General features: G+C 42.7%; 7 protein-coding genes and 1 pseudogene. 5 read left to right on the plus strand and 3 right to left on the minus strand.

Going from position 1 to position 13,969, the window contains the following annotated elements:
- The first annotated feature begins 146 nt into the window (after positions 1–146).
- From glyQ to RMY64_RS25080, 4 genes and pseudogenes are all read left to right on the plus strand, one after another.
- A complete protein-coding gene (glyQ, locus tag RMY64_RS25065; RefSeq protein WP_322690518.1) occupies positions 147–1,046 on the plus strand; it encodes a glycine--tRNA ligase subunit alpha in 900 nt (299 codons plus the stop codon).
- Between the two features lie 711 nt (positions 1,047–1,757).
- Positions 1,758–4,112 (plus strand): ComEC/Rec2 family competence protein, encoded by a 2,355-nt coding sequence (locus RMY64_RS25070; RefSeq protein ID WP_322701423.1) that lies wholly within the window; start codon positions 1,758–1,760, stop codon positions 4,110–4,112.
- Positions 4,113–4,157: 45 nt separating this feature from the next.
- The gene (locus RMY64_RS25075) at positions 4,158–4,628 is read left to right on the plus strand and encodes an NADAR family protein (RefSeq protein WP_322690516.1); all 471 of its coding nucleotides are present in this window, start codon (positions 4,158–4,160) and stop codon (positions 4,626–4,628) included.
- Between the two features lie 250 nt (positions 4,629–4,878).
- Positions 4,879–5,980 (plus strand): annotated as a pseudogene (locus RMY64_RS25080) (tetratricopeptide repeat protein).
- 27 nt (positions 5,981–6,007) lie between these two features.
- Here RMY64_RS25080 and RMY64_RS25085 read toward each other — a convergent pair.
- The gene (locus RMY64_RS25085; protein ID WP_322674425.1) at positions 6,008–6,706 is read right to left on the minus strand and encodes a phosphoribosyltransferase; all 699 of its coding nucleotides are present in this window, start codon (positions 6,704–6,706) and stop codon (positions 6,008–6,010) included.
- A gap of 191 nt (positions 6,707–6,897) precedes the next feature.
- Between RMY64_RS25085 and RMY64_RS25090 the strand changes: the two genes are divergently transcribed.
- Positions 6,898–7,578, plus strand: a complete 681-nt coding sequence (locus RMY64_RS25090) for a uracil-DNA glycosylase (protein WP_322674424.1) — start codon at positions 6,898–6,900, stop codon at positions 7,576–7,578.
- A 363-nt stretch (positions 7,579–7,941) separates the two neighbouring features.
- Here RMY64_RS25090 and RMY64_RS25095 read toward each other — a convergent pair whose 3' ends face one another.
- Together RMY64_RS25095 and RMY64_RS36895 are read right to left on the minus strand one after the other, a co-directional pair.
- On the minus strand, positions 7,942–11,988 hold the full coding sequence (locus RMY64_RS25095) for a DNA-directed RNA polymerase subunit beta'' (protein WP_416211841.1): 4,047 nt from the start codon (positions 11,986–11,988) through the stop codon (positions 7,942–7,944).
- Between the two features lie 90 nt (positions 11,989–12,078).
- A complete protein-coding gene (locus RMY64_RS36895; protein WP_416211840.1) occupies positions 12,079–13,956 on the minus strand; it encodes a DNA-directed RNA polymerase subunit gamma in 1,878 nt (625 codons plus the stop codon).
- Positions 13,957–13,969 lie beyond the last annotated feature (13 nt).

A 13,969-nucleotide genomic window follows, 5' to 3' on the forward strand; every position in this document is an offset into this window, starting at 1 on the left:
TATTCAATATAACGAACCTAATTCTTTGTGTCAACTATTTTTCCCAAAATATTTTGGACTGTTTTTCTGTCTCCTGAAACTGCCCACAGTGCCGGGTTCTAGGCAACAATGGTTTATGCACTGTGTTGACTAAGGATAGAACAAGCGTGAATTTTCAGTCGGTAATAAGTTTATTGCATCATTTTTGGGGCGATCGCGGTTGTCTTATTGCCCAGCCCTACGATATTGAAAAGGGAGCTGGTACTAAGAATCCTCAGACTTTTTTAAGAGCATTGGGGCCGGAACCTTGGGCTGTTGCTTACGTTGAGCCTTGTCGTCGTCCTACTGATGGACGCTACGGCGAAAACCCCAACCGCTTCCAACACTATTATCAGTACCAAGTTCTGATTAAGCCATCCCCAGATAATATTCAGGAGATTTATCTTGATTCGTTAAGAGCTTTAGGTATTCGTCCTCAAGACCACGATATTCGGTTTGTAGAGGATAACTGGGAAGATGCAACTGTGGGAGCTTGGGGTACTGGGTGGGAAGTATGGTTAGATGGGATGGAAGTTACTCAATTTACTTACTTCCAACAATGTGGAGGAATTGATTGCCGTCCGGTGTCGATTGAAATTACATACGGGTTAGAGCGGCTGACAATGTATCTCCAACAAGTAGAAGCATTTACTAAGATCCAGTGGACAGACAACATTACTTATGGAGATGTTTTCCTGCAAAGTGAGATTGAGCAGTGCACATACAACTTTGAAGCGTCAAATCCTGAGTTGCTACTGACATTATTTAATTTGTACGAGCAGGAAGCTACCCAATTGACGGAGCGAGGATTGGTATTGCCTAGCTTAGATTATGTAATGAAGTGTTCGCACACATTCAATCTGCTGGATGCTAGAGGTGTGATTTCTGTGACGGAAAGAACTCGCTATATTGCCAGGATTCGGCATTTGGCTAGGAAGGTAGCTCATTTATATGTTGAGCAAAGGGAGAAGTTGGGTTTTCCTTTGCTCAAAGATACTGTAGGTTCAACAGGAAGCCCAATATCCTAAAGGGTGCGGCTATACATGAACTAAGTACTAGTTTTGTGTAAAATAGTAGCGTTTTTGAAGCCAGAGTAACGGAAAAACAAAGGCAAAGTACGCAGAGTCATGGCAAATTTAATTCACTATGATTTTGTGTTTTGTTTATATTTGTGCCGCTGAGGTTTAAGCTAGGTATATTTTTTTGATGTGGCTTTTGCTAAAGGACAGAAAGACGGTTAAATATTGAATCTAGAACATTAAAGCTACTAGGACTTACGCATCGTACATAAGTACTAAACACAATTTGGGTATTTTAGCCATGTTTTGCATCCAGCGATGTCTACGACGGGCTACGCCTACGCAAATGTCGGAATAAATCAGGGTTATCTGAAGCCTCTGAAAAGACTAAATACCGTAGTACACGTTTTGGTTGATTTGTATAGTGCGTAAGTCCTAGCTACTTAAAGCTACAAGGATAAGGCCCGCCTGTGCGGGCTTTGTTTATATAAACTTGATGGACTATACTCACCACAAGTATAAAAACTTTTCGCTGTTGCTGATTTAAAGAAATAAAAAGCTCACGTAGAGGTGCTCCAAGCACTGATAATAAGAGTTTGGAATATTTTATTTTTGAATTTCATAACAAAATTCAGCAACGCGGATTTTTCTTTATTGCTGCCCTATCTATATTTAAACTATCTGCAAACTCGGATTGCCAGGTGCTTTTACAAAAATCTTATGATTCAAACCAGTGGTGTAATTATTTGTCTTAGCTACATTTTTGGCTTGCTGCTTACAGGAGTTCCTTGGGGTGGTGTGGGGATTTTGGTTCTGGGGATAGTGGGAGCAATTCTTTTTAGAAGACGCACCACATTACAGCAATTTGCTCAGAAACCAGAAAATGCTGGAAGCAAAAATAAGGGAGTGCCTAATACTTGGCAAACTATTCCCCATCCTCGAATATGGGTAGCTGCTGGCTTAGTAGGATTATTAGCAACTCTATATTTTCAATGGCGAATACCACAACCGGGTGCAAAAGATATTAGCCAGTTTGTGCCGCCTGGAAATAGCAGCAATCAAGAACAACTTGTGATTGTACGCGGCGAAGTGGCGAGTAATCCTCGCTTAACTCGCAGTCAGCGAGGACAATTTTGGCTGGAAACGACTCAGTTAGATGAAGTTAAAAATAATAAAGGTTCAGCAGGTATCCCACAAGGTGTTACAGGCAAATTGTATGTGACAGTCCCTATACTTCAGGCTACTGGGTTATACCCTAGTCAACAAATTGCCGTGACTGGGATTTTGTACAAACCAAAGGCAGCTTCCAATCCTGGTGGTTTCGATTTTCAGAAGTTTCTCAAGCAAGAAGGAACGTTTGCCGGTCTAATTGGGCGACAAATAAATGTTTTGGAGCCGGAACGCAAATGGGGATGGTGGCAAATTCAGGAGCGAATTGTGCGATCGCAAGTTCGTTGGTTGGGTATCCCTGAAGGGCCTCTTGTCAGTGCAATGGTGTTGGGAAGCAAAGCTGTTGATTTACCCTACGATATCCGAGACTTATTTGTACAAGCCGGATTAGCTCATGCTTTAGCAGCTTCTGGGTTCCAAACTTCTTTGATTTTGAGTGTGATTTTACAGCTAACGAGGCGAGCAAGAAAAGGAACGCAATTTACTCTTGGCTTTTTGGCTTTAATGATTTTTCTGAGTTTAACAGGTTTTCAACCTGCGGTTCTCAGAGCCGTAATTATGGGTTTTGCGGCATTAGTTGGTTTACTCTTAAAAAGAAAAGTAAAACAGTTCGGCTCATTACTATTAGCAGCAACTCTGTTATTGGTATTTAATCCTCTATGGATTTGGGATTTAGGTTTTCAATTGAGTTTTTTAGCAACACTAGGATTAGTTGTAACAGTATCCGCATTAGTCAATCGCCTAGCATGGCTACCACCTGCGATCGCTGCTTTGATTGCTGTTCCCCTAGCTGCCACTATTTGGACTTTACCTGTGCAACTTTTTGTCTTTGGAGTTGTACCATCTTATAGTCTGTTGCTGAATGTGATTAGTACTCCATTAATTTCAATCATTAGTATAGGTGGAATCATCAGTGCGTTAGTAGGTTTAGTTTGGACTGACGCCGGAAGCTTCCTGGCAGGGGTATTACATTATCCTACTGATTGGTTAATTAAACTAGTAGATTTTTTTAGCAATTTGCCTGGAAATTCTGTTGCGGTGGGCAGTATATCTACTTGGCAGCTTTTGGCGGTTTATATACTAATTATATTGGTCTGGTTAGTGCGTTGGTGGCAAAGGCGGTGGTGGTTTGCTAATCTGATTGCGATTGGTTTAGTATTCATCCCACTTTGGCATTCTAAAAATACATTGTTTAGGATAACAGTCTTAGAATCGGGGACAGAACCAATTGTAGTCGTTCAAGATCGAGGTACTGTAACTGTCATTAACAGTGGCGATCAAGGGACAGGACGTTTTACAATATTACCGTTTTTACAACAGCAGGGTGTAAATCAAATAAATTGGGCGATCGCAACTGATTTTCAAGGTAACGAAAGTAATGCTTGGTTTGAATTAATGCAACGTTTACCAATCAATAATTTTTATGAATATTCACCTCAAACAGATAATTCTATTACAACTCAGGCTATTCAACAGGAACTACAAAAACATCAAGGAATTTATCAACCTTTGGGAGTTGGTCAATCTGTGAAAGCTGGCTCGATAGTAGCGCAATTAATCAACGACCAATTACCAATTTTACAATTGCAAATTTTAGATCAAAATTGGTTATTAGTAGGTAATGTTAAATCTAAAGAGGTACAGCAACTAGTAAAAAATGGAAGTTTGCCTCGCCCGCAAGTGCTTTGGTGTGCTCCTGAGTCATTAAAAGATTTAGTGATTGCTTTGCAACCACAAGTAGCGATCGCTTCTTCTGCCAACTTTGATCCAAAAACTTTATCTGAACTGAATCAAAGCAAAACTAAACTGTTCTTTACAGGGCGAGATGGAGCTATTCAATGGACTCCTAATGGTCAGTTTGAGGCATTTATTGAATCAACAGAAAATAAATCATCTATTTTATAAAAAACTTACAAATTCAGTAAATTCAAAAAAAATATATCAAATTTTATGACAATTTATTTTTATAGTACTCGTGAAGAGTATGGCTGCTTCTCTAACTTTTCGTCTCACGGCTTTGAATTAGATGGATTGTATTGGTCAACTAGCGAACACTACTTTCAGGCGCAAAAGTTTGTGGGTACACCTCATGCAGAACAAATCCGCCTAGTTAAAACACCTAAAGATGCAGCAAGAATGGGGCGTGAGAGAACGCGCCCCTTACGCCAAGATTGGGAACAGGTTAAAGATGATATCATGCGGCAAGCTGTGCTGTGCAAATTTCAAACTCATACAGATATTAGAGATATTTTACTTTCTACAAACAATGTAGAAATTGTTGAAAACTCGCCTATCGATTTCTACTGGGGTTGTGGAGCTGATGGGAGTGGTAAAAATATGCTAGGAAAAATTTTAATGGAGGTACGGGATATTCTGCACCATACATACAGGACAGATATTGATAATAAAACTATTAAATAAACTTGTCAAAAATAGTTTTTTAATCAAACTATTCTAGACGTAGAGAACACGAATAGATAACAAATAGAGACGATCGCAAGCTATATAGTTATTACTCTTCGTGAGCATAAATCTGAAAGCCTCAATTAACCATCGCTATATATAACTCTTACCTCTCCTAAACTTATGCTGTGGTAAAGCGGACTGATGAAAGATGCGCCCTGGTTTTGGGAACACTAGATTTAGCACCAGACTTCACAAGAAGAAGTTGATGTCTAAAGGCGAATGGAATAACGAGCTCGAAAAATACAGTTCCTTTGCAATTACCCATAACATACCTAAAACCAGTGAAGCGTAATACAATTACCCATGAATTTGACTCTGGTTCACAAGCAGAAATAATATCTCTACAAGAAAGTGATGACCATTTGTCAGAAGCGTCCAAGCTACTAAGGCAAGGAATTCAACAGCAGCAAGGTGGCGAATTAATAACGGCTATGAAGTCTTTACAACAATCCTTGGGGCTGTTTCAGGCAGTTGGCGATTTAGAAAAACAGGCACAGGTACTTTCTTTTTTAGGATTGGTAACTTACAGTGCTGGAGACTACAAAGGTGCTATCTCTTACTCCCAACAGTGTCTGTCTTTGCTTAATAACACCTCAGATTTAGCATTGCAGATGCAAGCACTTTCCCATTTAGGAAATGCATACCGTCATTTGAACGATCATAACAAGGCTATTGAGTTTCTAGAAAAATGTTTGAAAATAACGCAAAAGTTGCAAGACAAACGCAGTCAAGTCGCGGCACTCAATAATTTGGGATTGGTGTATAAAGCTTTAAGTAATTTTACACAGGCTATTGAGTATCAACAGCAAAGTCTAGAGATTGTGCGGGAACTCAAAGATCATTGGGGCGAAGAACAGGTACTCAAGAATTTGGGTAATGCTTGGTATGCTTTGAACAATTACTCAAAAGCGATCGCCTATTATGAGCAGTGTGTAGTACTATCACGCTCCTTAAAAAATGTCCGCAGTGCTTCTCAGGTGCTAAAGAATCTGGGCAATGCTTGTTATGCTTTAGGTGATTATACCAAAGCGATTAAGTATTATGAAGATCGATTGCAATTAGCTAGACAAATTCAAGACAAGCGTAGTGAGGAACAGTCTTTAAGTAGTTTAGGAGTTGCTTGTGAAGCTTTGGGTGACTACAACAAAGCAATTACATATTATGAAGAACGTTTGCTGTTAGCTAGAAATATCAAAGATCGTCGCAGTGAAGAACAAGCTCTTGCCAGTCTGAAAGTCGCTTGCTACGCGTTGGGTGATTATGCCAAGGCTATGCAATATCAGCAGGGAACATCTTCAAATAGTTAAAAAGCAAGATTGGAAAACAATTCAAAATTACTCGTACAGATCAATTCCCCCGATTGTCTTTTGTTGTTGGAGATATACGAGAACTTCTAATGTATCTACTTGGGGAAATTCTGCGTAAAAATTACTCACGCTCCAAAAAGGTTCGGGTGTTTCCAAAACTATCGTGCGATCGCCCCACTGTTCTAACCAAGGTAGCAATTTTTGTGGCGCTACTGGAGTACATAGCCAAACTGCTGCTGGAGAAAGCGCTCTCATAGCAGTTGCTGCTACCGCTATTGTCATACCTGTAGCAATACCATCATCAATTAAGATCAACGTAGCATTCTCTGCATTTACTTGCGGACAAGTAGGAATTAATTGAGCCTCAAGAGATTTAGCAAGGTTTATCGCTTTATTTAAAGCTATTTCTCGCCACCGCGCATCATGTTTGGAGCGAAATAGCTTTTGATCGGCCCAAAGAACATTTCCAGAAGTCGTCACTGCACCAATTGCTAACTCTGGGTTTTCTGGATGGCTAATCTTTTTTGCCACAACAATTGTCAACGGACAATCTAAAAGACGTGCTATTGGTGCTGCTACTGGTACACCTCCTCTTGGCAAAGCATAAACAATTGGTACAGGCTTTACCCCAGAATTAATAGTTTGCTGAGTCAAAACATTATGAATTACTCGCGCCAATAACTCACCTGCATGGGTACGATCGGCGAAAAGTGGGGTCTGTGACATGGTTTCCCCCAGCATCTTAGGACGGCAATGCTTTTATCATGACTGAATTTTGTCTCAAATTAACTGATACAATAAGATTTGTATAAATAATTAAGTATTCAGCAAAAGTTTATTGTTCTGACAAATATCCAATCAAAAGGCTATTTAACTCAGATATAACAGCTGGCGCTGATGCCAAAATCCTGATTTTCATGAGCAGCGAAACCCAACTCAGCCTCTTCGACGACTCAACTTTTAATCAACGAGAACTGATTCCTACAGACGCGAAAATTCCGATCGCTCCCGGAACTTATTCTGATATAACGGAGTTGACACAGCATTGCGATCGCTGCCACCGTTGTGCGTTGGGAGACACTCGCACTCATGCTGTTGTCGGACGTGGCAATCTCAAAGCACCAATTATGGTTGTGGGAGAAGCCCCAGGTCAAAATGAAGATGAAACGGGTTTACCATTTGTAGGCAGATCGGGACAATTGCTGGAGAAAATTTTGGCATCGGTGAATCTGACTACTGAGCATGATGTATATATCGCGAATATCAATAAATGTCGCCCACCAGATAATAGAGTTCCCACTCCTGTAGAAGTAGCGGCTTGTTTACCCTACCTATTAGAACAAATTCGCTTAGTTGACCCTAAAATAATTCTGTTAACGGGTGCAACTGCTGTCAAAGGTATCACTGGCGATAAGCGGGGGATTACGAAAATTCGCGGCCAGTGGCTAGAGTGGGAAGGGCGTTTATGTATGCCAATTTTTCATCCTTCTTACTTGCTGCGTAATCCTTCTAAAGAAAGAGGTGCGCCAAAATGGTTGATGTGGCAGGATATTCAAGCAGTGCGTGCTAAGTTAGATGAAATTCAAAATAACAGCTAATGCTTAATCCCCTCTTTTTGTAGGGTTATGATTCCCAACATCTTTTCAATTATTCAGTTCGTTGCTATCCTGGTTGGAAAGAAATTCTCAAGGTAATACCTAAAGTCTTCTTAAGACGACTAAATACAAGATTTTAAGCGATGTAAATGACTAGACTCTGTGAAACAGAAAATTTCAGTCTATTGATTGCGATCGCTTATTTTAATTGAATACGACGACTTGCTCGTTAGGGGTAAAACTGAAACTAGCGCACCCCTTGCCAAGGGGTGCGCTAGCATGGGTGAGGTAGTTTGATTATTGGTAATTGGGCAGACTCGATATTACCTTTTACCTTTTACCTTTTAGACGCGAAATTTCAAGTCTCTATTCGTCGTCGAAATCATCTTCGTCGTCTTCCTCTTCTTCCTCGTAATCGTCGTCGTCTACTACTTCGTCAGCAATTAATTCGTCTTCTTCATCTAGAATTGACCTTTCTGCACGTCTGCTGCCAAAGCCAGATTCTCCAAGAGTAGGAGAATCTAAATTATAGTTGCGAGCTGTGCGATCGTCTAAGACCATATCTAGGGGATCGTCAACTTCATCTAACACACTACTGGTAATTTCAGCAGCATAGTCATCGATCGCTCCTGGTTCTTCATAGGTATTGTATCCAGTACCAGCCGGAATCAATCGCCCGATAATCACGTTTTCCTTTAATCCGCGCAGCCAGTCAGATTTGCCTTCGATAGCGGCTTCAGTGAGTACCCGTGTTGTCTCTTGGAAGGAGGCAGCGGAAATAAAGCTGTCCGTGTTCAACGATGCTTTGGTGATCCCCAACAATACTGGAGTGTACTGTGCCCTAGCACCGCCTGTAATTGCCATAGCTTCGTTTACCTGCTCGACTTGGCGCAGTTCTACCAATTCGCCAGGAAGCATTGTGGTGTCACCACCATCATCAATCCTGACTTTGTTGGTCATCTGGCGAACAATCACTTCAATGTGCTTATCGGAAATATCAATACCTTGAGACTGGTACACCATTTGCACTTCATTCACTAAGAAGGTTTGTACCTTCTGTAAAGCAAGGCTAGCACAAGCATAGATTCCATCTTCAGAACCCAAGCTAAAGAAGATTTCCAAAATTTCATGAGGATTGGATGGGCCATCAGTCAACGGTTGTCCTGCTAATACTGTCGAGCCATCTGGCACAATCAAATTTTGTCCTGGCCCCAGAGGATAATCTGTCACCACGCCATTTGATTCTACGACCTTAATAGCGATCGCTTCATCACCATCACCATAAACCACCTTAACTTCTCCGCCCCGCCGACATAAGATGCACGCTTCTTTGGGTTTACGAGCTTCAAGTAATTCCTCAATCCGAGGTAAACCTTGAATGATATCTCCGGTTTTGGCGCGTTCAAACACTAGCAACACCAAGTTATCACCTCGTTGTACCAAATCGCCGTCTTCTATCTGCAACACAGCACCAGGGCTGACTCGATAAGGGCGACCGATACGGGTAGTAATAACGTAGTTTTTAGTACTCAAAGCTGATTCCCCACCAGATGCAGCAGCGACGCTTTTAATATCGACTACTTGTCCTGATTCTGGGGCAAAAACTCCAGGAGCAACTTCTGTACCTTCTACTAGCAAATCACCCACTTTTACCTTTGGCTGAGTACTAGTATTAATAGGAAGCCTGTCAGCGTCGCGCAACACCAAACAGCGACGCACGTTTTCGGTTCCTTTTTGAACACCTCGTACTTCCCCGCCTTCTTTACACAAGATTTGGGTACGTGCGACTACAGAACCTGGGGCGATGGTTAACCCATCGTGTACCTCAAGTGTCGTCTGGGTACTACCTTGGGTAGCATCAGCGGTAATGTCTCTACGAATTACCAAGGATTCCAAAATCACTAGTTGTAAACGTTGAACTTCTGGGTCTTCGGTATCCTCTACTAATTCAATATCTGCTGCTAGGGGCGAAGCATTATGGTCTTGTTCCCCTTCTTGCTCAATTTCCAGCACTAGCTGGGTTCGTAGCAGTTCCACACCTTCAACAGATTTGACACGTTCTGAATCTTTATAAGGTAGTCGCTGCACCGCTCTTAATTGAATCGATCGCCCGGTTTGTTGACTTACCGATGTAGTTGATGGCACATCTGGATTATCAGGGACGGCAAACTCAACTACTGGACGGCTCAATAAGGCGGGTCCTTCTGGTGTCTCTACATACTGGATGTAACGCAATTCTCTGGCGACATTGCCTTGGAATTCCTCACCTGGTTGGATGAAGGTGTTATCTCGCCCGATAACTGATTCGGGATCGTCCACCATCAGTAGTTCCCCTGGCTTAACTACAACTTCCCGCAGGATATCGTTTTTCTGGGTAACTTCTATCACACCACTGTTTTGGCAGAAGATATCTTTTACTACCTCGGTGCCAGCTTCGACAAACTGACCGTCTTCTACCAACAGCAAGGAGATATCTTTATTAACTTCGTGGCTTTCTTCGGGAATCCATAAAAGAGTACCGCCTTGCACGACTTCATAACCTAGCTTGGCTTTGCCTTTTTTCTGGACTTCTACACCCGCAAATTTTAGGAAACCACCAGTGGTTGTCCGATAGCGATCGTCGATTAACTCAGCTACCACTTGACCATTTTGCACTTTTGTGCTTGGTGTAGCCCGCAGGTTAAATACTTGGTTGTTACCAGTGGAAACTAAGTAGTTATTACGCCCTTGGGAACTTTGGACTGTCACTGTTGCTTGGTCTAGTACCACAGAAGCAGTGATAATTTCAATTTCCCTGGTACTCTTACCTGGGGTAGCTTCTGGCAACCGCACCACACCGCCGTGCAAACTGGTTAACTTGGTTTCTGCTAAAACTCCATTAGAGGCGATCGCATCACCATTTTTTACTACCAATTCTGCACCAGGCGGCAAGTTGTAAACTTCCCCAGACAAAATCCAAATCAAGCCACCGCGTGCGGCTGTGGTTGTGGTATTGCCTTGACGATCAGTTTTTTGTTCTGGAACTACTTCAGCAAATTGCACTTCCCCTGCTAAGTCAGAGGCTACATCTTTAACTGCTTTTTCTGTATTAGTCCGAGTTGTGCGTCCACCAAGGGCAACCTCTGCCAACAACTGACCTTGTTTTACCTTATTTCCATCAAATACATATAGTGTTGAACCTTGGGTAAGGTGAACCTCTTGGTTCTCTGGGGTAACATCACCTACTTTTGTTGGTTCCAAAAGCATGATGCCATTAGCCTCAATATAAAGGGCATCTTCCCCGTGGCGGGTACGATATGTTCTGGTCTTCAGTTTGCGGGGAAGCTTAACAGTCCCATCGATTTTAGAACGAACTTGTTGCGCCACTTCTCCAGTAAACACCCCACCTGTGTGGAATGTCCGCATGGTTAACTGAGTACCAGGTTCGCCGATACTTTGGGCAGCAATAATCCCCACAGCTTCGCCCAAATCTACCATCTTGGCGTGTGCCAAACTCCAGCCGTAGCAGTGTTGACAAACGGAACGTGCGGCTTCACAAGTTAGGGGCGATCGCACCACAACTTCTCTCACCCCAGATTTTTCAATTTTCTTCGCCAAATCCTCAGAAATTGGGGTATTACGTGCTGCAATCACTTCTTTTGTTACTGGATGCACCACATCTTCACCAATTACCCGTCCCATCAAGCGGGTTGCTAGAGGAATTAAAGTTTTGGCCCCTTCTGTCATTGGTTGAATTGCAAGACCTCTAGTGGTGCCGCAGTCAAATTCCCGAATAATTACATCCTGGGATACGTCCACCAATCGGCGCGTTAGATAACCAGAGTCAGCCGTCCGCAACGCAGTATCCACCAATCCTTTTCTGGCACCGTAAGACGAAATAATGTATTCCGTCACAGTGAGTCCTTCACGGAAGTTGGTTTTAATCGGCAAATCGATAATTTCCCCTTGGGGATCTGCCATCAATCCCCGCATCCCCACCAACTGCCGCACTTGAGAGATGTTACCCCGTGCCCCAGAGAATGCCATCATGTATACGGAGTTTAAGGGATTAGTCTTCTTGAAGTGAACTACTACTTCATCCTTCAAGGCTTCACTAGTACCATTCCAAGTATCGATTACCTTTTGGAAACGTTCTACTTCCGTGATTTCGCCCCGTTGGTAACGGGTTTCAGTGGCGCGAATTTCTTCTTCGGCTGCTTCTAAGAGCAATCGCTTAGTTGGTGGCACCATCAAGTCATCTACACTGATGGAAACCCCTGCTTTGGTAGCGTAGCGAAATCCTAAATCTTTCAGTTTGTCCGCCATTACTGCGGTTCGCGCCGTACCATAATATGTAAAGGCCCAAGAAATTAAATTTCTCAGTTGACCTTTATCAACCACCCGATTGCGAAAAATCATTTTTTCGTTAGTCATTAGTCATTAGTCCTAAATTAATAATTAGGAGTTAGGAGTTAGGAGTTTGTAATTAATAACTCCTAACTCTTAACTTTTCACTCCTCACTTTTAGCTTGCAAGTGCTTCCTGAATAGCATTATTGTAAATAACGCGACCGGGAGTGGTATATATATACTGAGAAATTACATTGCCTTTAGCGTCTTGTCTGACTCGACGGAACTTATAGAGTAATGTGCGGGTACCATCTTCGTTCTCCGTCACTTTCACGGGTTCTGTATCCGGTTGATCTGATTCTATTTCACCGTCAAACCGCACATATATATAGGCGTGCAAGTCAACTTGCTCCTGCTGGAAAGCCATAATTACATCCTCTAGTGAAGAAAAGTACTTTCCTGCGCCTTTTGTTGCACCGGGATTTTCTGCTGTTAAGTAATATGCCCCTAACACCATGTCTTGGCTAGGCGTGATAATGGGTTTACCTGTGGCTGGTGACAAAATATTATTAGAAGCCAACATCAATAACCGCGCTTCAGCCTGACTTTCTAACGATAATGGGACGTGTACCGCCATTTGGTCGCCGTCAAAGTCGGCGTTAAACGCTGGACAGACGAGAGGATGAAGTTGAATCGCTCTACCTTCTACTAAAATTGGTTCAAAAGACTGAATGCCCAAGCGATGCAATGTTGGCGCCCTGTTTAGCATCACAGGGTGTCCTTCAATCACCTCTTCCAGCACATCCCAAACACTGGGATCGTTACGGGATATCAGCTTTTTCGCAGCTTTGATGTTATTTACCATCCCGCTACGAATCAGGCGGTTAATCACAAATGGTTGAAATAGCTCAATTGCCATTTCTCTAGGCAAACCGCACTGGTGAATTTTCAGTTTTGGCCCGACGACAATAACCGAACGCCCAGAATAGTCAACCCGTTTACCTAACAAGTTTTGTCGGAAACGTCCTTGCTTACCCTCAATAATGTCGGACAAAGATTTTAGAGGTCGATTATTTGCTCCTACCACAGTGCGTCCCCGACGACCATTGTCAATCAAAGCATCTACTGCTTCTTGCAGCATCCGCTTTTCGTTCCGCACAATAATCTCAGGTGCCAAAATTTCTTGCAAGCGTGCCAAACGATTGTTGCGGTTAATTACCCGCCGATACAAATCATTTAAATCGCTGGTGGCAAACCGTCCGCCATCTAGTTGCACCATTGGGCGCAAGTCGGGGGGAATCACGGGAATAACTGCCATTACCATCCATTCTGGTTTGGAACCAGTGGCGATAAAATTGTCAATTACCCGCAGTCGCTTAATTAACTTGGCTCTTTTTTGCCCCTTGGCATTACCAATTTCTTCGCGTAGGCTTTCAGCTTCTTGTTCTAAATTAATATCGGCAAGCAAGCGCAACAGTGCTTCAGCACCAATGCCCACCTCTACGCCTTGCAGCTGAGAATCTTCGCTATAAATTTGGTCTTCTATTTCCAACCACTGATCTTCACTCAGTAGCTGTTTGTAAGTTAAAGTTTCGGCATTACCTGGACTCAGGACAACATAAGAGTTGAAATAAACAATCTGCTCGACATCCCGTAAGGGCATATCTAACAAGATGGAAATATAGCTAGGAATGCCTTTGAGATACCAAACGTGAGCTACTGGTGCGGCGAGTTTAATATAGCCCATGCGGTGGCGACGCACGCGTGACTCGGTGACTTCTACCCCACAGCGTTCGCAGACAATACCTCTATGACGGACTCTTTTATACTTGCCACAATGGCATTCCCAATCTTTTGCTGGCCCAAAGATGCGCTCACAAAATAAGCCATCCATCTCTGGCTTGAGAGTTCGGTAGTTAATCGTCTCTGGTTTGGTAACTTCACCAACTACCTGACCATTAGGCAATGTTCTCTCGCCCCACTGACGAATGCGTTCAGGGGAAGCCAAGCCGATTTTTACGTAGTCAAACTGATTAGTTTGGGCAGGTCTCATATTTAGTCATTAG

Source organism: Nostoc sp. DedQUE08, from assembly GCF_034530895.1.
Taxonomy (GTDB): Bacteria; Cyanobacteriota; Cyanobacteriia; order Cyanobacteriales; family Nostocaceae; genus Nostoc.